Genomic DNA, 26656 nt, shown 5'->3' with positions numbered 1-26656 from the left:
TTGTTAACTAAATAAAAACAACCAACCCCCAACCTTCACCTGAATCTCAATCTTTTTTGTATTTTTGAAGTTAAAGTTTAATGATTAGTTAGAAATGAGAAAATTCACTTTACTAATCTGCTTATGTTTGGTTCAATTAGCTTTTGCACAACGTAAAGGATATTGGCAACAAAAGGTAGATTATAAAATAGATGTTGATATGAAAGAAAAATCATATCAATACGATGGAAAAATGCAATTGAAATACACCAACAATTCAGGTCAAAGCCTGAATAAAGTTTATTTTCATTTATATTTTAATGCTTTTCAACCAGGAAGTATGATGGATAATCGTTTACAAAACATTTCAGATCCTGATAAAAGAATGGCAACAAATATCGGAACAAAAGAAAATCCTAAATATGTTAGCCGTATTTCTGAATTAAAACCAGATCAAATTGGTTATCAAAAAGTAACATCTCTTAAACAAGATGGTAAAGCCGTTTCATATAAAGTAGACGGAACAATCTTAGAAGTTACATTAGCAAAACCAATTGCAGAAGGACAAACTTCTACTTTCGATATGGTTTGGAATGCACAAGTTCCCGAACAAATTCGTCGTTCTGGACGTAATTCGAAAGATGGTGTAGAATTTTCTATGGCACAATGGTATCCTAAAATGGCAGAATTCGATCCAGAAGGATGGCATTTAGATGAATACATTGGTCGCGAATTTTTTGCGCCTTTTGGTAATTTTGATGTCACAATTAACATCGATAAAGATTATGTAATCGGAGCTTCAGGAGAATTACAAGACCCTAATAGTGTAAAAGGTTATGTAAAAAATCCAACAATCAAAACAAAGAATGGAAAAGTAGCTTGGAATTTCAAAGCTGAAAATATTCACGATTTTGTTTGGGCTGCAGACAAAGAATTTATTGTAGAACATGCAAAATCAAAGCATGGTGTTGAGGTATATTTAGTTTACCAAGACAATGATAAATCTTCTGCATGGAAACAAGCAATGCCTTACGCATTAGGTTTCTTCGATTATAATTCTGAACACTTTGGCGAATATCCTTGGAAAACATATTCAATCATTCAAGGTGGTGACGGTGGTATGGAATATGGTACTGCAACTTTAATTGCTGGAGGAAGTAATTTAAATAGCTTAATCGGAACTATTTTCCACGAAGCAGCTCACTCTTGGTACCAACAATTATTTGGTATCAATGAAACATACAACGAATGGTTCGACGAAGGTTTTACATCATATGTAGAGCAAATGGCGCACCTTAATGTTGTAGATAAATTAAAAGTAATGCCTTCTAATCCAAATCCAGATGCCTACAAAGGATATATTAATTTAGCACTTTCTGGTAAAGAAGAACCTGCAAGTTTATTAGCAGACTATTATAATACAAACTATGCATACTCTTTAGAAGCATATTACAAAGGTCAAGTTTTAGCAATTCAATTAGGATATATTATTGGAAATGATAATTTAAACAAAACATTCCTAGAATTCTATAAACAATGGAAATTCAAACATCCATCAGGGAATGATTTCAAACGTGTAGCAGAAGAAGTTTCTGGAATTAATCTTAAATGGTACTTCAATTTATTCTTGAACACAACACGCAAAATTGATTACGCTGTAGAAGCTGTAAACGGAAACACAATCACAATTGCAAACAAATCAGATTTTGCAATGCCTATCGATTTGTTGGTAGAATATACAGATGGCTCAAAAGAATTATTCTACATTCCTTTACGTGAAATGCGTGGAGAAAAACCAGCAGAAAACTTAGTAGAATACCAAGGTGCAAAAAGAATTATTTTAGAAGATTGGTTCTGGACAAAACCTACCTATGATGTTAAAGTTTCGAAAGAAGTTAAACAAGTTACCATCGATCCAACAAAACGTTTGGCAGATGTAAACGATAAAAATAACGTATTTACAAAATAATGTTATTAGCAGTAAATATTGGAAATACTAATCTTCGTTTCGCAGTTTTCAAAAGTGAAACGGAGATTATTACATGGACAATCAATTCAAAACCTTACCGTACCGAATACGAGTTTTTTGCAAAATTCTCGAACATGTACGAGCCTTTCGGAATTTCGAAAAATGATATTACAGATATTGTGATAGGTTCGGTTGTACCACCACTTACAGCAAGCGTTAAGATTGCATTACAAAAGATTCACAAGTTCAAACCAATGGTTGTAGATCGTAATACGCCATCAGCAATCAAGCATAAGTCAAACCAAATGGGAACAGATTTATATGCGAATGCCGTAGCTGCACATTATCAAAATTATCAAGGCAAAAAAATTGTCATTGATTTTGGAACTGCACTAACTTTCTTAGGCATAGACGAATCAGCAAATGTCGGTGGAGTAGTAATTGCTCCCGGAATTATTACTGCCTTAAATTCTTTAGTAGGAGAAACAGCTCAATTACCAACAGTCGAACTAAAAGCACCAAAAACTGTTTTAGGATCAGATACAGAATCTTGCATGCAATCAGGAATGGTTTATGGGTTTTTAAGTATGGTCGAAGGAATGATCGATCGTATCAATGCCGAAGAAGGAGAACAATCTTATGTAATTTCAACAGGAGGAGTTGGCGGTGTTTACAAATCATTGACAGATAAAATTGATATCGATGATCGTCTACACACAATAAAAGGTCTTAAAATATTATACGAATTGAATAAAGATTCATTTCAGAAATAAATCTATTTTTAGATAAAAACAATTAAAAAGCTCGCTCATTGCGAGCTTTTTTCATTTTATATCAAATCATTTCAAAAAAATGTCTAATTTTCTGTAACCTTTTTACAAACCTTGAGTCTATTAAGTAAGAAAGCAATTAACACACGTGAAATTATTTGTACTAAATCGAAAAAGTAAAGAAGAAATTTTAGTCGATCGACTAAAAAAGAACGATGCTTTGGCGCAAAAAGAACTCTACGAACAAAACTCCAAAAAGATGCTGAGCGTTTGTAGAAGTTACATCGAAGACATGCATTATGCAGAAGATTGTATGATTAACGGTTTTTGTAAAGTCTTTAATCATATCGAGAAATTTCAAAATAAAGGAAGTTTCGAAGGTTGGATGCGTCGAATTATGGTCAACGAATGTTTAACTTTTTTACGTGCAAATAAAACATTGATTTATGTTGATGATGTAAGAGTTTCTAATTATGATGAAGCAGATGAAGAAGTAGAAGAAACATGGTTAAATTTTAATGTGCAAGACGTGTTAGATCAACTTTCAGAACCTTATAGACTGGTGTTTAATCTTCATATTCTCGAAGATTATTCGCATCAAGAAATTGCAGAAATGCTCAATATTTCGGTATCGACCAGCAAAACGCAATTGTTTCGAGCAAAGGCAAAACTGAAAGAAATTGTTCTAAGTAAAAAGAAAATGACAAATGAAAAACAACGATAAAATATCAAACTATATAAAAAACGATTTAGAAAATCGTGAGCTAAAACCTTCGCACGATGCGTGGGACAGAATTCAGGCTCGTATGGATGTCGCTCCATCACCACAAAAATCAAACTACAAATGGTGGTTATCTGCTGCGGTTGTGGCGTTATTTACAGTTACTACGTCTGTTTATTTATTTACGAATCAATCTAAAAATGATGAACCAAAAGAATTGGTAAATCATCAGGAACAAAATAATCCGCAACAAATTCAATCAGATTCTAATACAGTTCATTCTTCAGAATCGATTTTAGCGAATAATGAAAAGATTGATTCTTCTAAAAAAGAAGTTGAAATTCAGCCTCAAGAAGAGAAGAAACCAATTCAACATGGTAAAGTTCAAGTGGCGATAAACGAAGAATCTCAACAAGTTGAAATGGCTTTTCCAACGAAGAAAGAAGCTATTGCAGAGAAGAAAGAAGAGTTAAAATCAGAAGCTCAACCAAAGAAAAATATTGCAGCTAACACAACATTAGATTCTGTAAAAGTGAACAAAAAGAAGAAGAATTTTGTAGATCCAAATATGTTGTTGTATTCGATCGAAAATAAAGAAAATCTAAAGGAGTCAAACCAATCGCGCGTGGTTTCTATCGGCTTCAAATAAAACATTAATATCCCTAAATTAGCAAGATTATGATAAAAAAACTTATCGTAGCAGGATTATTATGCTTATCAGCTACATCACTATATGCTCAAAAATTTACATTTGATTTGAATGATAAAAATGACGAAAAAATCAGTCCAATTGTAAAAGATCGCATTAGCGAATTTACGTTAGTGATTCGTCAAATTGTGCAGGAAGAAAAATCTGCAATGGAAAAGAAAATTGCGGCAGTTGACAAAGAATTAGCAGAAGGAAAACTGAATGCTTCTGAGGCTACAGCGAAGAAAGAAGCGATTGCAAATGTGTATTCGGGAACGATAAATGATCGTATTCAGGAAGTGAATTTTAACTTAGATGATATCATCAAACAACAAGTTGCATTTTCGATTATGAATGGCGAAGATCCAATTACGCCAAAAACGAAACAAGATGTGACGAAACGTTACCGAATTGCGAATCAAATTAACGGTTATGCTTCTTTTGGATACATGGCGTTTACAGGAAAAAAAGACGAAGAATTGAACAAACACGAGAAGTTTTCGAGCAATTTAACAGTAGGTTTAATGTATGAAAGACAATTATCCTTAACGAGTCCAGTTAACTTTTTAGCAGGAGCATTATTCTCTTGGAGAACTTACAGAATTGACGATGATATGCGTTTTAATCGTGATGAAAATGGAGATGTTGGTTTAATAAAACATGACAAATCGTTAGACAAATCGAAGTTGCGCTCGGCTTATTTTATGGTTCCAGTTGGATTTAAATACAATTTTTCGAAAGTCAAAAATATTACCGAAGATTTTGCATATCGTCCGCAAGGAAAACACTATATCGCAGCATATATGTATGGAGGAACGTTGTTATCATCGAATAATATTTACAAAGGAGATGGTGTTCGCAGCAAAAATCGTGGAAATTATAATGTGAATAATTTTATCTACGGAGCCGAAGTAACAATTGGTTTAGGATTGATTGATGTCTTTGTGAGAAAGGATTTTAATAATTATTTTAAAGATAATACATTCGATAATCGTAAAATGATTCAGTTTGGCATAAATCTTGGATTATAACAATTATCTCAATCATAGTTTTAGTATTGAAATTTTATAACATAACATTTTTTTTAATATAATGAACCTCAGATTTATCTGAGGTTTTTTATTTGTAGAAAAATTTTCTAAACCTGTTCAAAAAAATTGTAAATTAGTACAAATCCAATGAGAGATGGTAAAATCTAAACTTAGTTGGCAAACACTTCTTCTCGTCATCATTTTTCTATTATTAATGATGGTTAACTTCACGTTTGTCAAAGCTTTTTGGTTTGGAGGAAATTTTTGGATAGACGAACCTTTTTTACGCATTGGCGTTTTCATGATTTCTTTACTTGCATCGATGTCTATTTTATACGATTTAACGTTTAATTTGACCTTATTTACGTTAAAAGAAGAAACGTTCGAAATCAGAACAATTTTCAAAAAAGATGAAATTCCATATCGAGCAATTTATTATTTGTACGAAGAAGAAGACATTTTTCGCTTGAATCGCAATCAAATTCTAACTATTCAAACCAAAAAATCAAAGTTCAGATTACGAAGTTTTTTTGATTCAAATTATGATCAAGTAAAAACTAAACTAACCGAAAAAGCAGAACAATACGTTAATTTATTAGCTTAATGATATTAAAAAAACGTCGCTCATAGAGCGACGTTTTAATTATTACTATTATTTTTTAAGTAAATCAAAATGTTTTGTATTAGGACTAAAATTGCAAGCGACGTAAAAAACATAAAGCCAACATAAATGGCAACTTGTTTGTCTTGACCAATTTTTATGAAGATAAAATAAGCCAAAAGCGTTCCCATGATTTGCATCAAAACGGCGCGCCAAGCAATTTTTTTTACAACAGTAGCATCTTTGGTTCTAAATCCAGCAATTCCTTGATAAATTGTCGGAAATATCAACATAATAAATGCGATTATTTTTAGAGGTGTTTCCATTTATACTTTTATTTCTTTCTGCATTTGTTCTACAACTTCGTAAGTCGCAGGACAAATTAGCGTGTTTTTTATGGTAAGATGATTAATTTGATAAAACTTTTTGCGATCTGTATGTGGATATTCACGGCAAGCTTTCGGGCGATCTTCGTAAACCAAACAATAATTTTCACTATCCAAAAACGGACAAGGAACTTGCTGCAAAACGTAGTCGTTATCTTCATCAATTCGTAAATATTTATCAATAAATTGACTTGGTTTGATTCGAAAAACATGCGCTAAACGCTCAATATCTTTTTGTGTAAAAAGTGGACCAGTTGTTTTGCAACAATTCGCGCAAGAAAGACAATCAATACGATTGAAAACATCTTCGTGAATTTCTTCCATTTTCTGATCCAAGTTTTTAGGCGGTTTCTTCTTCAACTTCTCCAAAAACTTTTTGTGTTCGCGTTGTTTTTCTTTTGCTTTCGCAAAATATTCTTCTAAGAAATGATCTCCCATTTTTCTATCTCTCCTTCTTTTACTTCAAAAATCTCCGCGCAATCAACCATTTTAAGGTTTTCAAATTGTTTGAATCGCTCAGGATCTCTTTGTTCTAACTTCTTTAATAAATGGTTGAATTCATATTGCATTTGACCTGTTGTAACCTCAATTTTAATCTTTGTAAAATCAAAATCAATTTTATTTAGGTCAAAATTATATCCTCGTCTTGTGGCTTCGTCCCAAACTTCTGCTAAATATTGATTAATCGCTTCAAGCGGTTTTTCAATTGCTTTGAAACGAGTTAATTGCGGATGATTTTTATAACCTTTTGTATTGCCTTCCAAAACATTTTTTGCCAAAAGCGTTTCGCGCCAAAGTGCTACAATTCCTTTTGCATCGAGATATTTCGGATGAACAGACCAAATTCGCATGGATAAAATATTTAATCTAATTTAGATAACACTTTATAAACTCCATGATGCTCAATATCTCTAACTTTTGCAACGTAAGAAATATTATCATTTTCGAAATTCGTTAATTCTAAAATCATTTTTTCTCCTATTGGAAAAGGAAAATTTTTATCTGTAACTTCAATAATTTCTAAAGTAATAACACACGGATTTACTTTATTGTAATCAATCTTAGATTTAATATATTCAGATTTATTTTCTGATGTAAATTCTGTGTGATATTTCTTATCAAATACTATTTTAGAATATTGATTATCTGAAATTTTATCAATTACAATTATATTCTTAAAATCATCACAAGTTTTTGCTATTTGTGCTTGACAATAATTTATCATTACAAATACTATTATGAATAAGTTTGATTTTAAAAAGTTCATTTTTATTTCTCTTTTTTGATCTCTTCTACATTTTTTACACCACGTAATCTGCAAAACTCTTCGATAACATTGTGATGAGAAACCGTTTTATCTTTAAAATAATTGACAAAATATTTCTTTTCTTCTTCAGTTGCTTCTAACTGATTCAAGATATTCATTAAGTGCATTTTCATGTGACCTTTCTGAATTCCAGTTGTAACCAAAGAACGTAATGCACCAAAGTTTTGCGCTAAACCAGCAACAGCAACAAATCCCATCAATTCTTTAGCATTCGGTTTCCCAAGAATTCCCATTGCTAATTTTACTAACGGATGCAAAGCTGTCAATCCACCAATTGTACCAAGCGCAGTTGGTAAATCAATCCAAAAACGGAAAATTCCATCTTTCACTTCGCAATGCGTTAATGAAGAATACTGTCCATCTTTCGCCGCATATGTATGCGCACAAGCTTCTACAGCACGGAAATCGTTACCTGTTGCAATCACAACCGCATCAATTCCGTTCATAATTCCTTTGTTGTGTGTTGTTGCACGATATGGTTCTATTTCTGCAATGCGAACAGCGCGCGAAAACTTTTCTACAAACTCTTCTGACGTTACATTTCCTTCTGCTAATTGCTCAACAGGACAAGAAACTTCTGCACGAACAATACAATCTGGCGTATAATTCGATAAAATACACATCACGATTTGAACAGAATCTTTTTCATCATCTGTAAAAGTAGAATCAGCTTCTATCTCGTTGCGTAATGTTTTGGCAAATTGCTCTAAACAAGAATTGATAAAGTTTGCACCCATCGAATCCATTGTTTCGAAAGACGCTTTTATTTGATAATAGTTTTCTAAATCAGCAGTTTTATCAATTAATTCCAAAGCTAAAATACCACCACTACGCGCACGCATGTTTTTTGTGATATCATTTGTCGTTTCGATTAATTGATTTTTAATCGTTGTTTCAAATGCATTTTGCAACTTTTCTTTGTCACCTTCGTACATAAAATGAACGTGACCCAATTTTGTTGTGGATAAAATTGTTGTTTTGAAACCACCACGTGTTTGCCAAAATTTCGCCGCTTTAGAAGCCGCAGCAACAACAGACGACTCTTCAACAGCCATAGGAATGGCATATAATTCGTCGTTGATTAAAAAGTTTGGTGCTAAACCAAAAGGCATATAGAAATTAGAAACTGTATTTTCTGAAAACTCGTCGTGCAGTTTTTGTAAATCTGCATCATCATTCCAATATTGTTTCATGATTTGAATTGCTTTTTCATCGCCATTCAAATATTCATTGACAACCCATTCAATTTTTCCTTCTTTCGATAATTTCGAAAAACCTTCTACTGCTTGATGCTTCATATTGGATATTTTTTTATAAGACAAAAGTACAAACGTTTTGAATGTTATAAGATACTTCTTCTGTTTTTTGATTAATTTTTAACGATTTAGTAGAGTAGAGGATTTGGTTAAACACAATAAATATAGAATTAGTTATTGTACTATAACTTTTTGAAGAAAATATCCACTTCAAAATTGATATTCTAAAATATAAAAAACACCTTTTACTTAACATAAAAGGTGTTATAGATATTTTTTGAATTATTATTAGGTCATTCTACGAAAGGTGAAAAAATAAGATTATTTTTAGTGAAAATATTAAAACAATAAGAAATTATAATATAGAATTAATAGCATTGGCAAGCAATGCTCTATAAATGATCTTTATTACAAAAGATTTTTTTTAAAAAAAAAATAACAGAAATAATAAAAATTATTACACATAAAATTTTTATATATAAATTTTCTCTAAAATTAAAATAAATTAACAATAGTAGAATTGTAGAAGATATAAATTTAGAAATATTATTCAACATAATTTTATCCCAAACATCCTAAAGCTAAAACACCGACAATAGCACCACCTGCTATACCACAGGCAACACACCCAGCACCACCAGCAGCACCTAAAATACCTACGGTTGTAGCGAAATCTCTATTTTGAAAACCATCTCCCATACATTGCCACCAACTTCTTCCATCTCTACTTTGAATTATATTATCCGATTTTTCTAATAGGTTGTAATTTAATACATTATCATTAGAGTCTATATTTTGAACGTACTCTATATACTTCTTTTGGTCTTGATTTTCAACAATTGATAGAAATTGATTTTCATTTTTTAAGTTTTTAAAAGTAGTTACTTTAACTATTGTATTATTAGCATTTTTTAAAATAATCTCTACACCATTATTGTCATATTCGTTTTGATTATTTTTATTAGAAATATTCTTATTTAAAGAGATAGATTTCTCACTTAATAAAGAAACAGAACCGTTACTTATTTTATCTACAAAAGTTGATGTAGAGAATTCTTTATTTATTATTTCATTTTTTTTAAATGAGTCATCATCATTACTACAAGATGATATAAAAGAACTTGTTGTTAATAATAAAGTAAGACTTAATAAAGTAAATTTTTTCATAGTAATAGATTTTAAATCATTTTTTAATTACCTAAACGATTAGGTTGTAACAATAATATAAAGATTTTTTCAAGAAAAAAAACAATAAACATAAATTAGAAAAAGTATCTATATGAATATTTAAAAACGGATAATATTCTAATTATTTATCAAAATAAGATAATTTAACATAATCATTATTATACACCTCTTTTAAATGGCTTAAAACTTTGATATTGTGAGAGTGCAGTTTTGAATAAACAAGTTTGTAATTTAAAATGCTCTGAAAGAAGCATTTAATCGTTGAGTGAAGGTATTCATATCAGACAAAATTATTTTTCTTTCGTACTAATTTTTTACTGCAACGTTATTATTTTTTTTATAACTCTCTATAGAGTTTATTCGTGTTTTCTTCGACCGTTCTTCGACCATTGTCCTCGCAAAGGTGCATTTTTCCGCAAGTTCGTCGAAGGACGGTCGAACAAAGGTCGAACGATGGTCGAACAAGAGTAAAATGAGCTATTTTTCGAGATGATGTGAAACATAGATATACAGAGGTTTGTATAGGAGTTTCAATTAACTAAAACATATTGTTGATAAAAATACTGGAGGACAGAAATGGACAGAAGTGGACAAAACCGGACATTTGTGGTCACTTTTTGTGAAAAATGTAATTTGTATTGTTTAAATGATTAAATTACAAATATTTGATTAATTTAAGTATTTTTTTTTGAATAAAAAATATTTTTGATAAGAATGATGAAATACGATTATCTGTAAATTGTTTAAAATATAAAATAGTGAAGAGTTTTTCGTTTATATGAACGATTATAATGGATTATTCGAGGAAATGTGTTATTTGAGAAAATAGAATTGTTTATATTTGATTGTTTGAACTCACATGATTAGAAAATTAATATGAAAAAATTTATTTTAAGTTTGGCTGTCCTTGCGATGGGCGCTTATTCTTATGCACAACAAATAACCATTGAAGGGATATATGGCGGAAAATACCGCGAAAATTCATTGTACGGTGTGAACTCATTGAACGATGGAGAAAATTATACTATTCTGACAAAAGACGGATTGGTAAAACGTTCGTACGAATCGACATTGAAAAAAGGTCAGACTTCTGATATTGTTGTCGTTCCAGGAAAGTTTGAAGGTTATGAATTTAGTTCTGATGAGCGTTACGTTTTATTGCAAACTAATTCGCACCAAATTTATCGTCATTCGTTTACAGCAAAGTTTGAGGTGTATGATACGCAAACAAAATCGAAAGTATTGTTATTTGATGGAAAAGGAATTCAAGAGCCTTTGTTTTCGCCAGATGCTTCTAAGGTAGCTTTTGCTTTTGAGAATAATTTATACATTCAAGACTTAAAATCGAACAAGGTAACGCAAGTTACGACTGATGGTAAAAAGAATAATATTATCAACGGGATTAATGATTGGGTTTATGAAGAAGAATTTGGTTTTGTAAGAAATTTTGATTGGAATGCTGATGGAACGTCTTTGGCTTATGTTCGTTTTGACGAATCGAAAGTGAAAGAAATTAATATTCCGATTTACCACAATAATCTTTATCCACAAGAATTACGTTACAAATATCCAAAGGCAGGGCAAGATAATTCGGAAGTTTCGTTACATGTTTTTGATACGAAGAATAACTCAACTGCAAATGTTAATTTAGGCGGAGTTCAGAATTATTACATTCCTAAAATTAAGTTCTCTACAAAAGCGAATTTATTAACGGTTGTAACGTCTAACCGTCATCAAAATAATGTAGATGTTTCGTTTTATGATATCAACACGAAAAAAGTAAATAAATTATTTACTGAAACAAATAAAGCGTGGATAGAAACGGATAATTTAACGTTAGAATTTTTAGCAGATAATTCGTTCTTATGGACTTCTGAACGCGATGGAAATAACCATATTTACCATTATGCAGATAGCGGAAAGCTAATTAACCAAGTGACGAAAGGAGATTGGGAGGTAACGAATTACTATGGGTATAATCCTGGTAATAAAACACTTTATTATCAATCTAACTCGAATAATGGAAAACGTATTTCGACAGAAAGACAAATTTCTTCGGTTAGTTTAGATGGTAAGAAAACTACGATGTTGACGAAAAATAATGGAACAAATTCGGCTGCTTTCAGTAAGAATTTTACTTATTTCATTAATACTTTTTCGAATACAACGACTCCAAAAACAATTAGTTTAGTAGAATCTAAATCTGGTAAAGATTTGGGTGTTATTGTTGAGAATACTTCTTTAAAAGATAAATTGAATACAGATAATATTGGAACAAAAGAATTATTTGTGTTGAAAACTGCGGCTGGAAATGAGTTGAATGCTTATGTAATCAAACCAAAAAACTTTGATCCAACTAAAAAATACCCAGTTTTGATGTATCAATATTCTGGACCGGGTTCTCAGAATGTAAACAATGCGTATTTCAACTCGAATGATTATTGGCACATGATGTTGGCACAAGAAGGTTACATTGTTTTCTGTGTTGACGGTCGAGGAACGGGATATAAAGGAGAAGCTTTCAAGAAACAAACATATTTACAATTAGGGAAATATGAGGTAGAAGATCAAATTGCAGCAGCAAAAGAGATTGGTAACTTACCTTATGTTGACAAATCTCGTATCGGAATTTGGGGTTGGTCTTATGGAGGGTTTATGGCTTCGAATGTATTATTCAAAGGAAATGATGTGTTCAAAGCGGCAATTGCTGTTGCTCCTGTAACGAACTGGCGTTATTATGATTCTGTTTATACAGAGCGTTTTATGCGTACACCAGAAGAGAATGCTGCTGGTTATGACGATAATTCACCGATTAATTATGCAAACGACTTGAAAGGTAATTTCTTATTAATTTCTGGTTCTGCTGATGATAATGTACATCCACAAAACACATTCGAATTGTCGGAAGCGTTGGTACAAGCGAACAAAGATTTTGATATGGCAATCTATACCGATAAAGATCACGGGATTTATGGTGGAAACACAAGAATTCAGTTATATCGTAAAATGACAAATTTTATCAAGAAGAATTTGTAAGAAAAAAGCTGTATTTATTAGAATACGCCAATGAATAAGATGAAACATTATTCAAATTGACAAAAATCATACATTAAACAAAAAAAACCTCTGCATTGTCGGAGGTTTTTTTTATTTTCGTTGATTGCTAATAAAATCTAAATGATATATTAGCGCTTAGTTAAAGAAATTATGAGTCAAAAATTAACTTTAGAGCAAATTCAAAACTTTGAAGGGAAATACCCAAAACAGCTTTGGCATTTGTTTATGGTAGAAATGTGGGAGCGTTTCTGCTTCTATGGAATGAGAGGAGTTCTTGCCATTTTTATGGTAGATATGTTGGGATTAACGGATGCAGAATCAAATTTAAAATATGGAGCAATCCAAGCTTTTGTTTATGCATTTACTTTTATTGGAGGTATTTTTGCAGATAGAATCTTAGGATTCAAAAAATCATTAATCTTCGGAGGGTTGGTAATGGTTGCAGGAAACTTATTAATTGCAACAGATCCTCATCAATTTTTCTATTACGGAATTACATTAAGTATTATTGGAACAGGTTTTTTCAAACCAAATATTTCTTCGATGGTTGGAGAACTGTACAAAGCAGATGATCCAAGACGTGATGCCGGATTCGGTTTATTTTATTCAGGGATTAATATAGGTGCATTTTTAGGAGGTATAGTTTGTGTTTATTTAGGTAAACAAGTTGGTTGGAATTATGCTTTCTTAGCGGCTGGTATCGTAATGATAATTGGAGTTGTTTTATTCTTATTTATCCGTAACGAGCTGGGACCAATTGGAGATTCTCCACTTGAAAAAATGGATCCTAAGAAAAGATTAATTAGAGAAGTAGCCGTATATGTAGGAGCATTGGTTTGTATTCCTTTAATTTTTATCATGATTCATAATACAGCATACACAGATATGTTTATGTTTATTGTAGGACCATTGGCAATTATTTATTATTTAATTCAATTATATAAAATACCAAGTTCTAAAGAAAAAAGTAAGTTTATCGCTGCTTTTATCATGATTACGTTCTCTATTTTATTCTTTGCAATTTTTGAGCAAGCAGGAGGTTCATTAGCTTTGTTTGCAAACAAAAACTTACATTCAACTTTATTTAGCGTTCCATTAGATCCAAACATTGTGAATAATAGTGCAAACTCATTGTATGTTATTATTTTCTCACCTTTATTAGGATTAGTTTGGTTATGGATGGCGAAAAAGAAAATTGAGCCAAACACAGTTGTAAAATTTGGTTTAGCTTTCTTGATGTTAGCAGGGGCTTATTATATCTTCTATTCTTTAAGATTTTTTGCTGACGAAAATGGATTATCATCATTAGAAATATTTGCATTAGCATATTTTGCAGTTACAATTGCAGAGTTGTGTTTATCACCAATTGGATTATCAATGGTAACAAAATTATCTCCAAAACACTTAGGAGGAATGATGATGGGATTATGGTTCTTAGCATCTGCTTACGGGCAATATTTAGCAGGAATCTTAGGAGCTGGAATGTCAGATCCAAGTCCAACTGCATCTTTAACAGATAAATTAATGGCTTACACAGATGGTTATCAACAATTGGCAATTTATTCTTTAGTTGCAGGTGTTATTGTCATCGTATTGTCTCCATTTATTCGTAAATTAATGCAAGACGTAAAATAACTTTTAAGATATACTTTTAACAAACAAACATGAGTTCAAAATCGGAAAATTTCTTTGATTCAAAAGTATTAGGACACCCGTCGGGATTGTTCGTGCTTTTCTTTACAGAGATGTGGGAGCGTTTTTCATTCTACGGAATGCGCGTTTTATTAATTCAGTTTTTAACAGCTGCAGTTATTGGATTAAATCCAGGTTGGGAATGGTCTATAGAAAAAGCAACTGCTTTATATGGAACATATGCAATGTTATTATACATTACGCCCATCTTTGGAGGTATTATTGCCGATAAATACATAGGTTATCGTTGGGCAGTTGTAATTGGTGCGATTATTATGACTCTTGGTCACGCATTCATGGCTTTTGATACACCTATCTTTTTATATTTAGGATTGGCGTGTTTGGTTATCGGAACAGGATTCTTTAAACCAAATATGACATCTATCTTATCAGAAATGTATAAAGATTTCCCAGAGAAAAAGGATGGTGCTTATACAATTTTCTACATGGGAGTTAACGCTGGTGCATTCTTCGGAATGATGTTATGTGGATTCTTAGCAGAAAAAGTAGGATGGCACTGGGGATTTGGTTTAGCTGGAATCTTCATGTTATTAGGAACATTACAGTTCTGGTTAGCAAAACCATTATTTGGGCATATCGGTGAGGTTCCTTCAAAAACAGGAAATCAAATTACTGCTGATGATGATACACCAAAATACGAACCAGGAGAAAAACCAAATCCTTTTACAGTATTAGATCAAGTATTGATCGTTATTATGACGCTTTTAGGATTAGGATATGCGTTCAATGATCCGTTAAATGCAATTGGTGGAATTAACTTATTCCCATTCTCTATCGGAGGATTATCAGGACAAAATGTCGTTATTTTAGTAGCATTATTCTTGTTCTTCTTTGTGGTAATTCGTCGTTTGGCAAATTATACAAAAGTGGTTCGTGATCGTATGATTGCGGTAATTATTTTTGCTTTCTTCGTTATCTTCTTCTGGATGTCTTTCGAACAAGGAGCTACATCATTAGTAATCTTTGCGCGTGATAATACAGAACGTAACTTAATTGGAGGTGCTGCAATGGCATTCAACGTTTTCAATACATTATTAACAGTTGTTCCATTATTGTTCATCTCGTATGTATTGATTTTATTAGCAAAACAAACATTTAAAAAAGCGGCTTTATCTAATGTTGTTTTAGCGTTTACTTTCTTAGGAATTTGGGCTGCTGCAATTTGGATGTTAAACTATAACTGGACTTCTCACTCTTACGATGTTTCTTACCAAGCAATTGAAACGGCTAAATTAGACGACTCTGGTAAACAAGTGATGAACGAAGAAGGTCAACCTGTTTTTGATAAAACACCAGTTACGGCTTCTTATGTTGCAAATTCTACAGATAAAATTGTTACTGAAACAATTAATTTAGCTTCTCAAGACGCTTTAACAAAAGGTTCAGATATTAGCATTCACAAAGAAGGAGATAAATTTGTATTAGTTTCTCCAGAAAGTTTAGTGAAATTAGATACTGAATATAAAAATCAAAACAAACCATCTGAAGTTGTTCCTGCGAAAGTAGCAGAGATTAAAGATTCTCAAGTAGAAATTACCGTTTCTTGGTTCTCTACATTAAACTCTTTCTTCATCATTGCATTAGCTTCATTAGTTTCTCGTGTTTGGGATTCTAAATACAACCCATCAGCTTCTGTAAAATATGGTTTAGGATTAATCATTATGGCAATCGGATTCGGATTCTTAGCTTTCGGTTCTTACGGAATTTCAGAAGGCGTTCGCGTTTCTATCATCTGGTTAGTATTAGCTTATTTGTTCCATACATTGGGCGAGCTCTGTTTATCTCCAGTTGGACTTTCGTACGTATCAAAATTAGTTCCAGCACGTATGATTGCATTTATGTTCGGAATGTGGTACCTTGCAATTGCAATTGGTAACAAATTGGCAGCCATTTTAGGAGGTCAAATCGAAAATATTACAAAAGAATATTCGTTATCAACTTTCTTCTTAATTTTTACAATTGTACCAATTGTAGCAGGTTTAATCGTTATCGCATTAAATCCAGTTATGAAGAAATTGATGCACGGAGTTAAATAATAAAGATTGAAATTTATGAAATCAAGCTTAGCAATCGCTGCCCTAATTTTATCATCATTTCTTTTCGGACAAGAAATTAAATGGTTATCATTAGACGAAGCAACAAAGGAAATAAAAGCACATCCAGAAAAACCTGTATTGATTAATTTTTATACAACTTGGTGTGGATTCTGTAAGCGTTTGGACAAAGAAACTTTTACAGATAATAAAGTCGCAGATTATGTAAACAAAAATTACATTGCGGTAAAATTTGATGCAGAAACAAAGGATATGGTAAAATTTATGGGAATTCAGTACACATATATTGCGCCTGCTAAAGCGAATTATATGGCATATGCCTTTACAAACGGACAATTGAGTTATCCTGCAACTGTTTTGATGAACGGAAAAGGAGATATCAACAAAGTCGTTTTGGGTTATCGTAGTTCAACAGATTTCATAAACGATATTAAAATTTAATCGAGAAATAACCTTGTTGAGAGGTTTTCCATAAAACAGAATCAGAAGTTTTTTCGAGTTCTGTAACAATAGAAGGGTAGTTGCTGGCATCAGCAATTACCCTTTTTAAATTTTCATTATTTTCGAAAGGATAAAGATTTGATTGATGAATTAACACATAAAAAGGAATATCAGAATGTTCTTCATTTAATAAGAGCTTAAATGACTTCGTTTCAATAGAATTTGGATGTTTGATAAAATGTTGATGTTTAAAGTCTGAATCATAAGAGTAGAAACTAACATCTTTTATTCTTTCGTGGATTTTATATGGTTTAATCGTAAAATTATATGTTTTTTCATCTAAAGGATTTTCACTTAAAATGCTTAAACTTCGTTGATTTCTTATGCCGATAATACTATTCTTGTATTGATTAAAAACGATTAATTCATTCGAATGATTGAGTTGATTAATTTGGTGAAATCGTTCCACTTGAATTAGAAATAAAGAAATTAAACAAACAAATAATGCTAGTTTAGATTTTTTTAGGAACAATGGTTTTGATGCATATAAAATAACGCCAATCAAAATTGCGGTAAATAAACTGATGTAAACATCTTTTGCAATAAACTTGAAGTTCGCTAACCAATAAATATATTGATTTGAGTAATAGATAAAATGATTGAAAATCCATGTATAGATTGGAATATTAAGATCGAAAATGATGAGAAGAATACTAATTATTCCGCCACAAATCATAAAAAAGGAAGCAGGAATCAAGACTAAATTTCCAAATAAAAACAATCCTGAAAATTGATTAAAATACAAGACCGAAATTGGTAAAGTTCCTAATTGAGCAGATAAACTTGTTTCAATCATAATCTTGATTTTCTTCAGGAAACTATTTTTAACTTTCCAATAATACTCAAAAATTGGATTGAGCCAAACAATGAAAAAGACCGCTGAAAAACTCAATTGAAAGCCAACATCAAACAAATAATTAGGTTGAAAAACTAGAATGATAAAAGCAGAAAGTGAAAGTGTGTGAAAAATATTTTTTGGTCGGTTGAGTAATTCGCTAATATAATAAATGGTAATCATCAACGCAGAACGAAAAACTGGCGGTTGTAATTCGACATAAAAAGCAAAGATCCAGATAAATATTAAGCTAATAATTATTCTAATTTTTCGACCTTGTTTTAGCTTTAATAATGGTTGTAAAACGAATTGTAAAATCATGTAAATCATCATCACATGTAAACCAGAAATGGATAAAATATGCACAACTCCTGTTGCTACATAACTTTGATTGAGTTCTTGCGAAAGCTCTGTTCTATCACCCAAAAGCATAGACGAAATAATCGCTCTACTTTCAAGGGAATAACCTTGTTCTGTTAGTTCTTTTCGAATCTTGACTTTCGATTTGGCAACCCAATTTCGAAATCCATTTCCTTCTTTGTGAATAGAAATAATTTCATTTGTAAAGATTTGAGAATAAATTCGTTTTCTGTTTAAGAAACGTTTATAATCAAATTGATATGGATTTAACGGTTCTTGGATTTCTCTTTTTTCTCCTAAAATTATGATTTCATCATTGGGATATAAAATTTGTTGTTGAGGTTTGATATGAAGTAAAATTTGCTCATTCGTTTCAATATCTTTTACAACGTAATTGGTATATTTTTCGGTAGAATTAGAACTATAAACGACTTTTAGTAAATGAATTCTCGAAACAGATTCGAAATCAATTTTTGAATGTCTATTATAATTTTGATGAATATAATAGCCTAAAATCATCGAAATGCCTAAAAAAGTGATTATATTTTGACGATTATTATTTTTTAACAAAGAGATAAAAAGTAGAATAATTAATGAAAAAAATATAATTCGTAAATTTGTAGCAGGAATTAATAATTCGGATAAAATTATTCCGATTGAGAAACAAATTGTTAGGGTAAAAAAGAGATACTTTTTCATCCTAATAATTTATAAATTTTTTTACAAATAGTAGGTTTTAATTATTTGTAAATGAATTGATTAAAAAAATAAAAAAATGAAGAAGATTCTTATATTAATTGTGTTATTTTTTACTCAAATGGCAATGGCTCAAATTGATGTAAAACTATCAATCACAAACCTTAAGAAAATGAAAGGAAATTTGGCTATAGAGTTTTATAGAAATGTAGAAAATTATACAAAAGGTCAAAATGCATTCAAAAAATTGTACGTTCCAGTTGCTGATATAGACAAGTATGAAACGGTTTTTAAAGATATTGAGCCAACATTTTATGCGGTAAAAGTGTATTTGGATACGAACAATAATAAACAGCTTGATAAAAGTTTTTTGGGTGTGCGTAAAGAACCGTATGGTTTTTCTAAGAATTTAGATCCTATTTTGCGTGAGCCAACTTTTGAGGAAGCCAAAGTGGATATGACTGAAGAAAATAATACAATTGTAATCAAATTAAACAATAACAAAGGCGAAGAATAATCTTCGTCTTTTTTTGTTAAAATTTAATTGAAAAACCTATATTCAATCCTAATAAAGAAGGATTTTTAGCATCTACATTTTTCAATGGATTTAGCATATATCTATAATTTGGTTCCAAATTTATACTTGATTTATTTGATAAATTATACTCTAACTTAACTCCAGCGTTAGCGCTATAACTCGAATTATTTAAGTTATTTGCTTCGCCTAATTTATAATTTGATCTTGTATTAGTATCAGCTAATGAAATAGAATTTTTCGTTACAGCAAAATAACTTCCTCCCGCTATTGCTATAATATTGAATTTATCAAAACTTGCCAATTTATATTCAACTTCTAATGGAACTTCGATGTAATGAACTTTTTGTTCCATAGTATTGGTTTCAGAAGACAACATGGTCATTGTTGTATGTGATATATTATCACCTACAACTCGAATATTCGAATGATATGTGATATTGTTAGATGATTTTGGCATGCTTGCAGAAAGTGCATAAACACCTGTATTGATTCCCGAATTTATATTGGTTGTATTTTGTTCCAACTCAACTTTTGCAATTCCCGAACGAACATTTATCTTATCATTTAATCGAACAGAAACTTTTGCGCCATAAGCAACTGTAATGTTATTTTTGATGTTGTAATCATTAAATTCATTTGCTAAAATAGATTTTGATTCTAACACTTTTGTTGGATTGATGTACGAAGAAATCGTCAGAAGTGGAGATTTCTGTTTGATTTCTACTTTCTCTTTCTTTTTTTCCTCTTCTTGAAGAACTAATTCTAATGGTTTTTCTTCTAAAATTTTAGGATTAGTTTCTTTTTCAGAAACTTCATTTTTTGGATTGATTGAAGAATTATTTTGTACAAAATTATCTTTTTGAGTTGAATTCTTTTGAGATAATTCTAGTGTTTTATCTTCTTTTTGATTTGGAATTGTATTCGAAAATAAAGTTGATTCTCCAATTATATTTTCAAAATATGAACTTGAACTTTGAATTGTTTTTTGATTTGATTTAGAAGATTTTTTTACAGAAGAAACAATCTTATTATCAAAAGACTTTTCATTTGTATGTTCAATATTATTCCAATCTTTTTTGATAGATTCTTTAGAAGTCGATTTTGTTTTTACAACTTCATTAGTCGGCATATGATTAACGTTAATTGTATCATTTTGATTAAAATAATAGATAGAAATTCCCACAACTAAACATGCCGCAGTAGAACCAATCCAATAAAATAAAGGAATGATTCGTTTTTTCTTTTCTTTCTCGTCTAATTTCTCCTGAATATTTTTCCAAGCATCCAAAGGAGGAAGTTGTGGTTGCGAGAGTTTATCTTTAATATGTTGATCAAATTTGTTCATCTTCTGTGACAGTTTTTAATTGATTGAGTTTTTGTTTTAATAAATTTCGTGCTCTTGATAAGTTTGATTTTGAAGTTCCAACCGAAATGGTCAGCATTTCTGCAATTTCTTGGTGCGAATATTCTTCAAAAACGTAGAGGTTAAAAACTTGCCTATATTGTGGTGGAAGATTATGAACGGCTTCTAACAACTGTTGATAATCAAAATCTTCTTCAACTTCGTCGTCATCTTCCTGTGTGATAATGAGATTTTCGAAATCTTCAAAAGGTAAATTATTCTTCTTTTTTAGTTTTTCTAAATTAAGATTTACCATTATCCGTTTCATCCAACCTTCAAAAGATCCTTCGAATTTGAATTGATTTATTTTATTGAAGATATGAATAAAACCCTCTTGAAAAATATCTTGCGCATCTTCATAATTTTCGGCATAACGAAGACAGATCGAGAACAAAACAGGTGAAAACTCAACATAAATTTCTTCTTGAGCTTTTCTATTTTGTTCTTGACATTGCTTGATTAAAATTTCAAGAGAGTCACTATTCAAAACTTATTGGACTTTATTTTTCTTTGATATTTAACACAATTGAGTCATAAATTGGTTCAGTTGAATTTGGTTTATTTCCCGTCCAAAATCTTAATGTGTACTCACCAGCTTCTTTAGGTGTAAACTTCAAAGTTTTTGTTTCGTACGAAGTATTTTGCGTGCAGTTTCCATTACTTTGACTTGCATAAACACCAATGTTGTGTTTAAAAGTTGTACTTCCTTGTAAAGAGCTAAATTGAATAAAATTTTGACAAGAATTTGTTTTTTCGTACGTTACTCGAATATTTGTAGTTTTTCCTACTGGCTGAATAGAGTCTTCATGAACATTAATTGCCGTTGTTGCTAAAAAACCATAATTCATATAATCTGAGTCATCATTATTTAAACAACTAAATGTTGATAAACCTAAAATACCTACCAAAGCAAACATGCTTAATCTTTTCATTAATTTCATTGTATGAGTTTTAATCGTTATAAAAATAAGATATAGATTTTAGAAAAGGTTGCGTGAAAGAATAAGAAATTAATATATAGAATAAGAAAACCCCTTGAAAATCAAGAGGATTACTTTGTTAGAATAGGTGTAAACTTTAATTAAGTCAATCCTGAAACATTTTAATAATTAGATCTGAATGACATCTATAGCTTACAAGATTAAAAAAACAATAAAAGGTTGCGTCAAACTTTTACTTTTTTTTAATTATTTTTTTAAGTCCTCAGTAATTAGTGAAGCGGTTCTTTCTGAAGCGCCAATTCCACCAAGTTTATGATACAATTCTTCGTAGCTTTTCATGATTTTTTCACGTTTAGGAGAATTTAAAATTAAATCTAATTCTCGTTTGATATTTTCGTAAGTTAAATCATATTGAATTAACTCTTTCACTACTTCTTCGTCCATAATCAAGTTTACCAACGAAATAAAACGAATGTTTTTTACAACACGTTTTCCGATTTCGTACGAAATAGCATTTCCTTTGTAACAAACAACTTCTGGAACTTTCAGTAAAGCAGTTTCTAATGTTGCTGTTCCTGATGTAACCAAGGCTGCATGAGAAACTCGTAATAAATCATAGGTTCTATTCTCAACAATTTTCAAGTTGTTGCCTGCAATTTTTTTATAATTTTCGATTGGTTGAGATGGTGCACCAGCCACAACAAATTGATAATCGGGAAAATCTTTTTCCACTGAAAGCATCAAAGGTAATTTGACTTTAATTTCTTGTGTTCGACTTCCAGGAAGTAAAGCAATAATTGGTCTTTCGTCTAAATTATGATCTTTTCTAAATTGTTGTTCATCAATTGGCGGAAGATTATTCAACGAATCTAATAATGGATTTCCGACAAAATCTACTTTGTAATTGTAACGTTGATAAAATTCTTCTTCGAACGGAAGAATCACAAACATTTTGTCGACAACTTTTTTGATTTTATGAACTCGACCAGTTTTCCAAGCCCAAATTTGTGGCGAAATATAATAGTAAATTTTAATTCCAAGACTTTTTACAAATTCAGCAATTCTGAGATTAAAACCAGGATAATCAACTAAAATAACTGCATCTGGCTGATAAGCTTCGATGTCTTTTTTAGCAACCGAAATATTTCCTAAAATCGTTCTCAAATTCATTACAACTTCAGCAAAACCCATAAACGCCAAATCTCTGTAATGTTTGACTAAAGTTCCGCCTTGCGTTTGCATCAAATCTCCTCCCCAAAATCTGAATTCAGCTTGTGGATCTTTTAATTTTAATTCTTTCATTAAGTTCGATGCGTGCAAATCGCCCGAAGCTTCACCTGCAATGATATAGTATTTCAATGGAAATCATTTTTCTTCTTACAAAGATAGGAGAAATCTATAAGTGGAGTAGATTTCAATGTTTTTTATTGCGTAAATTTACTCTTTCAAACAAAGAAAAATGTCAGACGAAATTATAAATAAAGTTGCCAATAGTAGTTTAGTAACAATTGATTTACAGGATTATTATCCTGATGGAGATCGTGTTGTTTTTGACTTGAAAGATTGGTTATATGAAGAATTGATTCTTAGAGAAAAGGATTTTAGAGAAAATCTTAAAAATCATGATTGGACACAATATCAAGATAAATATGTAGCGTTAACGTGTACTGCGGATGCGATTGTTCCGTCTTGGGCTTATTTGTTGGTTGCAACCTATTTGTCGCCAATTGCGAAACGAATTGTACATGGAAGTTTGCAAGATTTGGATACGATTTTGTACACAGAAATTGTAGATCATTTGCCTTATGAAGATTATGTTGATGGAAAAATAATAGTGAAAGGTTGCTCTCACAAACCTGTGCCAGAATCGGCTTATATTCAGTTAATTGAACGTTTACAACCAATTGTAAGCTCGTTAATGTTTGGTGAAGCGTGTAGCACTGTTCCGCTTTATAAAAAGAAGAATTAAAAAAATCCGCTCAACGAGCGGATTTTTTACACATGAATAAAATCGTAAAATACTTATTGATTAGTTCTGAAAACTAATTTATTATCTCCAGGTTTTTCTTCGAAATAATCGATTAAAACCGCATCATTATCATTTATTGTTCCTTTTAAAATTTCTTTTGAAAGTTCATTTAATACATCTTGTTGAATAACTCGTTTCAATGGTCTTGCTCCGAATTGAGGATCGTAGCCTTTTCTTGCTAAATAATCGACAGCTTCTGGCGTAATATCTAATGTAATATCGCGTTGTGCTAATTTCTTCGCAACTCCGCTTAAATAGATATTCACGATTCCAGAAATTTGATTTTCACTCAATGGACGGAACAAAATAATTTCATCAATACGATTCAAAAATTCTGGTCTAAAGTTTTGTTTCAATTCCTCAAAAACGACATCTTTTGTTTCATCATAAACTTGTGCCACATTATTTTCGTCAATGTTTGAGAATTTATCCAAAATCGTATGAGAACCAAAATTCGATGTCATAATGATAATCGTATTTTTAAAGTTAACCACACGACCTTTGTTGTCTGTCAAACGTCCGTCATCCAAAACTTGTAACAAAATATTGAAAACATCTGGATGTGCCTTCTCAATTTCGTCCAACAAAATAACTGAATAAGGACGGCGACGAACCGCTTCTGTTAACTGACCACCTTCGTCGTAACCAACGTAACCCGGAGGTGCCCCAACCAAGCGAGAAACTGCATGACGCTCCTGATATTCGGACATGTCGATACGAGTCATTGCATTTTCATCATCGAATAAGAACTCGGCTAAGGCTTTTGCCAACTCAGTTTTCCCAACACCAGTTGAACCTAAGAATAAGAACGAACCGATTGGTTTTCCTTCGTCACTAAGACCTGCACGAGAACGACGAATGGCATCAGAAACTGCTATAATTGCTTCTTCTTGACCTAAAACACGTTTGTGTAATTCGTTTTCTAAATTCAATAATTTTTCGCGATCAGATTGCATCATTTTCTGAGCCGGAACTCCTGTCCATTTCGATACAACTTCTGCAATATCATCCGCATCAACAAACTCTTTTACCAGTTTATTTTGTTTATTTTCTTCTAGATTATGTTCAGCTTCTTCTAAATTATTTTTTGCATTAACTAAATCTTCAAACTCTAATTTGGAAGCTTTTGCATAGTCGTAATCTCGTTTTGCACGCTCAATTTCGAATTTGATATTTTCGATAGATTTTCTTAAATCTTGAACTTCATCGGCACGATTTCTTTCCGCTTCCCATTTCGAATTCAATTGATTTCTTTCATCTTGAAGATTAGATAATTCTTCTTTTAAAAGATTCAATTTTTTCTCGTCATTTTCGCGTTTTATCGCTTCAATTTCGATTTCTAATTGAATAATTCTACGATCTAATTTATCTAAATCTTCTGGTTTAGAATTCATTTCCATTCTCAACTTAGAAGCTGCTTCGTCCATCAAATCGATGGCTTTATCTGGTAAAAAACGATCTGTAATATAACGTGTTGATAATTTTACAGCCGCAATAATTGCTTCGTCTTTAATTCCAATTTTATGGTGTTGCTCGTATTTATCTTTGATTCCACGCAAAATAGAAATAGCCGATTCTTCATCTGGTTCTTCTACCATTACTTTCTGGAAACGACGTTCTAAAGCTTTATCTTTTTCAAAATATTTTTGATATTCATTCAAAGTTGTAGCACCAATCGAACGTAATTCGCCACGAGCCAAAGCAGGTTTCAAGATATTTGCAGCATCCATTGCACCTTCTCCGCCGCCGCCAGCACCAACAAGCGTGTGAATCTCATCGATGAACAAAATTATTTCTCCATTCGAAGCGGTTACTTCTTTCACAACGGCTTTCAAACGCTCTTCGAACTCACCTTTGTATTTTGCACCAGCAACCAAAGCTCCCATATCCAATGAAAAAATTTGTTTATTCAAAAGATTTTCAGGAACATCTCCATTGATGATACGATGTGCTAAACCTTCTGCTATAGCGGTTTTACCAACACCTGGTTCACCAATAAGGATTGGGTTATTTTTTGTACGACGTGATAGAATTTGTAAAACACGACGAATTTCTTCATCACGTCCAATTACAGGATCTAATTTTCCTTCTTTTGCTAAATCTGTTAAGTTTTTAGCGTATTTGTTTAATGAATTATATGTTCCTTCCGCGTTTTCAGAAGTTACTCTTTCTCCGTTTCTCAATTCTGTTACTAATTTTTTTGTGTTGTCGAATGTTACACCTCTATTTTTTAATAATTGACTTACAGGCGATACATTCTTGATTATACCTAATAATAAATGCTCTAAGGTGATAAAATCATCGTTCATCTCTTTTGCAATTTCTTGTGCAGATTGCAAAATTTGGTTAGATGAATTGGAAAGATGATTTCCTTGTTGACCTTCTATTTTTGGATATTTATTGATTTCTAAATCCAACTCAGGTTTCAACATATCCATTTTTACACCTTGTTTTTCTAAGATTAATGATAACACGTTTTCATCAACATCTATCATTCCACCTAAAATATGAGCTGGTTCTATTGCTTGATTTTTTTGTGCAACTGCAATTTGCTGCGCTACTTGAATCGCTTCACGACCCTTTATTGTAAATTGATTAAAATCCATTGGTTTTT

The 26656-nt window shown here is 31.4% G+C and carries 24 protein-coding genes; 12 read left to right on the top strand and 12 right to left on the bottom strand.

Features of this window, described 5'->3' with window-relative positions; all coding sequences use genetic code 11:
• Positions 1-94: 94 nt before the first annotated feature.
• The 6 genes from HXZ69_RS03205 (at position 95) to HXZ69_RS03180 (ending at position 5762) form a co-directional block, all read left to right on the top strand.
• A complete protein-coding gene (locus tag HXZ69_RS03205; protein ID WP_219034521.1) occupies positions 95-1948 on the top strand; it encodes a M1 family metallopeptidase in 1854 nt (617 codons plus the stop codon).
• Positions 1948-2721, top strand: a complete 774-nt coding sequence (locus HXZ69_RS03200; protein ID WP_257468124.1) for a type III pantothenate kinase — start codon at positions 1948-1950, stop codon at positions 2719-2721. Before HXZ69_RS03205 ends, HXZ69_RS03200 begins: the two co-directional genes overlap by 1 nt.
• 145 nt (positions 2722-2866) lie before the next feature.
• Entirely contained in the window at positions 2867-3442 is a 576-nt protein-coding gene (locus HXZ69_RS03195) for an RNA polymerase sigma factor (RefSeq protein ID WP_219034522.1), read from the top strand.
• The gene (locus HXZ69_RS03190) at positions 3426-4088 is read left to right on the top strand and encodes a hypothetical protein (RefSeq protein ID WP_219034523.1); all 663 of its coding nucleotides are present in this window, start codon (positions 3426-3428) and stop codon (positions 4086-4088) included. The genes HXZ69_RS03195 and HXZ69_RS03190 overlap by 17 nt, the downstream gene beginning before the upstream one ends.
• Before the next feature lie 29 nt (positions 4089-4117).
• A complete protein-coding gene (locus HXZ69_RS03185; protein ID WP_286494968.1) occupies positions 4118-5158 on the top strand; it encodes a PorT family protein in 1041 nt (346 codons plus the stop codon).
• Positions 5159-5312: 154 nt separating this feature from the next.
• On the top strand, positions 5313-5762 hold the full coding sequence (locus tag HXZ69_RS03180; protein WP_147280029.1) for a hypothetical protein: 450 nt from the start codon (positions 5313-5315) through the stop codon (positions 5760-5762).
• 35 nt (positions 5763-5797) lie between these two features.
• Here HXZ69_RS03180 and HXZ69_RS03175 read toward each other — a convergent pair whose 3' ends face one another.
• From HXZ69_RS03175 to HXZ69_RS03150, 6 genes are all read right to left on the bottom strand, one after another.
• Positions 5798-6085, bottom strand: a complete 288-nt coding sequence (locus HXZ69_RS03175) for a hypothetical protein (protein ID WP_125348911.1) — start codon at positions 6083-6085, stop codon at positions 5798-5800.
• Entirely contained in the window at positions 6086-6583 is a 498-nt protein-coding gene (locus HXZ69_RS03170; RefSeq protein ID WP_171623750.1) for a YkgJ family cysteine cluster protein, read from the bottom strand.
• Positions 6565-6996, bottom strand: coding sequence for a pyrimidine dimer DNA glycosylase/endonuclease V (locus HXZ69_RS03165; RefSeq protein WP_286494966.1), 432 nt, complete (start codon positions 6994-6996; stop codon positions 6565-6567). Before HXZ69_RS03165 ends, HXZ69_RS03170 begins: the two co-directional genes overlap by 19 nt.
• Positions 6997-7007: 11 nt before the next feature.
• Positions 7008-7370: a hypothetical protein gene (locus HXZ69_RS03160; RefSeq protein ID WP_286494965.1), complete on the bottom strand. Its 363-nt coding sequence runs from the start codon at positions 7368-7370 to the stop codon at positions 7008-7010.
• A gap of 44 nt (positions 7371-7414) precedes the next feature.
• Complete coding sequence (locus tag HXZ69_RS03155; protein WP_286494963.1) at positions 7415-8770, bottom strand: hydroxymethylglutaryl-CoA reductase; 1356 nt, start codon at positions 8768-8770, stop codon at positions 7415-7417.
• 519 nt (positions 8771-9289) lie between these two features.
• The gene (locus HXZ69_RS03150) at positions 9290-9895 is read right to left on the bottom strand and encodes a hypothetical protein (protein ID WP_286494962.1); all 606 of its coding nucleotides are present in this window, start codon (positions 9893-9895) and stop codon (positions 9290-9292) included.
• An 897-nt stretch (positions 9896-10792) separates the two neighbouring features.
• On the opposite strand from HXZ69_RS03150, the gene HXZ69_RS03145 reads away from it, so the two are divergent.
• The 4 genes from HXZ69_RS03145 to HXZ69_RS03130 all read left to right on the top strand — a co-directional run bounded on the left by HXZ69_RS03145 (position 10793) and on the right by HXZ69_RS03130 (position 17181).
• Positions 10793-12952, top strand: a complete 2160-nt coding sequence (locus tag HXZ69_RS03145) for a S9 family peptidase (protein ID WP_221855738.1) — start codon at positions 10793-10795, stop codon at positions 12950-12952.
• Between the two features lie 171 nt (positions 12953-13123).
• The gene (locus tag HXZ69_RS03140) at positions 13124-14608 is read left to right on the top strand and encodes a peptide MFS transporter (protein ID WP_219034009.1); all 1485 of its coding nucleotides are present in this window, start codon (positions 13124-13126) and stop codon (positions 14606-14608) included.
• Positions 14609-14637: 29 nt separating this feature from the next.
• On the top strand, positions 14638-16722 hold the full coding sequence (locus HXZ69_RS03135; protein WP_219034010.1) for a peptide MFS transporter: 2085 nt from the start codon (positions 14638-14640) through the stop codon (positions 16720-16722).
• A gap of 15 nt (positions 16723-16737) precedes the next feature.
• The gene (locus tag HXZ69_RS03130; protein WP_125348917.1) at positions 16738-17181 is read left to right on the top strand and encodes a thioredoxin family protein; all 444 of its coding nucleotides are present in this window, start codon (positions 16738-16740) and stop codon (positions 17179-17181) included.
• Here HXZ69_RS03130 and HXZ69_RS03125 read toward each other — a convergent pair.
• Positions 17171-19135, bottom strand: a complete 1965-nt coding sequence (locus HXZ69_RS03125) for a ComEC/Rec2 family competence protein (RefSeq protein ID WP_286494961.1) — start codon at positions 19133-19135, stop codon at positions 17171-17173. The two genes, HXZ69_RS03130 and HXZ69_RS03125, sit on opposite strands and share 11 nt — an antisense overlap.
• Positions 19136-19211: 76 nt before the next feature.
• Here HXZ69_RS03125 and HXZ69_RS03120 point away from each other — a divergent pair, with 76 nt between their 5' ends.
• On the top strand, positions 19212-19649 hold the full coding sequence (locus HXZ69_RS03120) for a DUF2141 domain-containing protein (RefSeq protein WP_260391932.1): 438 nt from the start codon (positions 19212-19214) through the stop codon (positions 19647-19649).
• A gap of 16 nt (positions 19650-19665) precedes the next feature.
• On the opposite strand, the gene HXZ69_RS03115 is transcribed toward HXZ69_RS03120, so the two are convergent.
• The 4 genes from HXZ69_RS03115 to lpxB form a co-directional block, all read right to left on the bottom strand.
• The gene (locus HXZ69_RS03115; RefSeq protein ID WP_038333276.1) at positions 19666-21015 is read right to left on the bottom strand and encodes a porin family protein; all 1350 of its coding nucleotides are present in this window, start codon (positions 21013-21015) and stop codon (positions 19666-19668) included.
• A complete protein-coding gene (locus tag HXZ69_RS03110; RefSeq protein WP_038333274.1) occupies positions 21002-21559 on the bottom strand; it encodes an RNA polymerase sigma factor in 558 nt (185 codons plus the stop codon). The genes HXZ69_RS03115 and HXZ69_RS03110 overlap by 14 nt, the downstream gene beginning before the upstream one ends.
• A gap of 13 nt (positions 21560-21572) precedes the next feature.
• Positions 21573-22013: a hypothetical protein gene (locus HXZ69_RS03105; protein ID WP_180905443.1), complete on the bottom strand. Its 441-nt coding sequence runs from the start codon at positions 22011-22013 to the stop codon at positions 21573-21575.
• Positions 22014-22259: 246 nt separating this feature from the next.
• Entirely contained in the window at positions 22260-23372 is a 1113-nt protein-coding gene (gene lpxB, locus HXZ69_RS03100) for a lipid-A-disaccharide synthase (RefSeq protein ID WP_286494960.1), read from the bottom strand.
• A 100-nt stretch (positions 23373-23472) separates the two neighbouring features.
• On the opposite strand from lpxB, the gene HXZ69_RS03095 reads away from it, so the two are divergent.
• Positions 23473-23982 (top strand): DUF2480 family protein, encoded by a 510-nt coding sequence (locus HXZ69_RS03095; RefSeq protein WP_286494959.1) that lies wholly within the window; start codon positions 23473-23475, stop codon positions 23980-23982.
• Between the two features lie 53 nt (positions 23983-24035).
• Here HXZ69_RS03095 and clpB read toward each other — a convergent pair whose 3' ends face one another.
• Positions 24036-26648, bottom strand: coding sequence for an ATP-dependent chaperone ClpB (gene clpB, locus HXZ69_RS03090; RefSeq protein WP_286494958.1), 2613 nt, complete (start codon positions 26646-26648; stop codon positions 24036-24038).
• Positions 26649-26656: the final 8 nt, after the last annotated feature.

The sequence above is a fragment of the Empedobacter sp. R132-2 genome (assembly GCF_030324375.1).
Lineage (GTDB): Bacteria > Bacteroidota > Bacteroidia > Flavobacteriales > Weeksellaceae > Empedobacter > Empedobacter falsenii_B.
Note: the sequence above shows the minus strand (reverse complement) of the source record. Positions and strands in the feature narration are given on the sequence as shown.

Coding starts and splice junctions, on each gene's coding strand:
- HXZ69_RS03205 (WP_219034521.1), top strand. CDS start 95: ATGAGAAAATTCACTTTACTAATCTGCTTATGTTTGGTTCAATTAGCT.
- HXZ69_RS03200 (WP_257468124.1), top strand. CDS start 1,948: ATGTTATTAGCAGTAAATATTGGAAATACTAATCTTCGTTTCGCAGTT.
- HXZ69_RS03190 (WP_219034523.1), top strand. CDS start 3,426: ATGAAAAACAACGATAAAATATCAAACTATATAAAAAACGATTTAGAA.
- HXZ69_RS03185 (WP_286494968.1), top strand. CDS start 4,118: ATGATAAAAAAACTTATCGTAGCAGGATTATTATGCTTATCAGCTACA.
- HXZ69_RS03180 (WP_147280029.1), top strand. CDS start 5,313: ATGGTAAAATCTAAACTTAGTTGGCAAACACTTCTTCTCGTCATCATT.
- HXZ69_RS03175 (WP_125348911.1), bottom strand. CDS start 6,085: ATGGAAACACCTCTAAAAATAATCGCATTTATTATGTTGATATTTCCG.
- HXZ69_RS03170 (WP_171623750.1), bottom strand. CDS start 6,583: ATGGGAGATCATTTCTTAGAAGAATATTTTGCGAAAGCAAAAGAAAAA.
- HXZ69_RS03165 (WP_286494966.1), bottom strand. CDS start 6,996: ATGCGAATTTGGTCTGTTCATCCGAAATATCTCGATGCAAAAGGAATT.
- HXZ69_RS03160 (WP_286494965.1), bottom strand. CDS start 7,370: ATGATAAATTATTGTCAAGCACAAATAGCAAAAACTTGTGATGATTTT.
- HXZ69_RS03155 (WP_286494963.1), bottom strand. CDS start 8,770: ATGAAGCATCAAGCAGTAGAAGGTTTTTCGAAATTATCGAAAGAAGGA.
- HXZ69_RS03150 (WP_286494962.1), bottom strand. CDS start 9,895: ATGAAAAAATTTACTTTATTAAGTCTTACTTTATTATTAACAACAAGT.
- HXZ69_RS03145 (WP_221855738.1), top strand. CDS start 10,793: ATGAAAAAATTTATTTTAAGTTTGGCTGTCCTTGCGATGGGCGCTTAT.
- HXZ69_RS03140 (WP_219034009.1), top strand. CDS start 13,124: ATGAGTCAAAAATTAACTTTAGAGCAAATTCAAAACTTTGAAGGGAAA.
- HXZ69_RS03135 (WP_219034010.1), top strand. CDS start 14,638: ATGAGTTCAAAATCGGAAAATTTCTTTGATTCAAAAGTATTAGGACAC.
- HXZ69_RS03130 (WP_125348917.1), top strand. CDS start 16,738: ATGAAATCAAGCTTAGCAATCGCTGCCCTAATTTTATCATCATTTCTT.
- HXZ69_RS03125 (WP_286494961.1), bottom strand. CDS start 19,135: ATGAAAAAGTATCTCTTTTTTACCCTAACAATTTGTTTCTCAATCGGA.
- HXZ69_RS03120 (WP_260391932.1), top strand. CDS start 19,212: ATGAAGAAGATTCTTATATTAATTGTGTTATTTTTTACTCAAATGGCA.
- HXZ69_RS03115 (WP_038333276.1), bottom strand. CDS start 21,015: ATGAACAAATTTGATCAACATATTAAAGATAAACTCTCGCAACCACAA.
- HXZ69_RS03105 (WP_180905443.1), bottom strand. CDS start 22,013: ATGAAATTAATGAAAAGATTAAGCATGTTTGCTTTGGTAGGTATTTTA.
- HXZ69_RS03095 (WP_286494959.1), top strand. CDS start 23,473: ATGTCAGACGAAATTATAAATAAAGTTGCCAATAGTAGTTTAGTAACA.
- clpB (WP_286494958.1), bottom strand. CDS start 26,648: ATGGATTTTAATCAATTTACAATAAAGGGTCGTGAAGCGATTCAAGTA.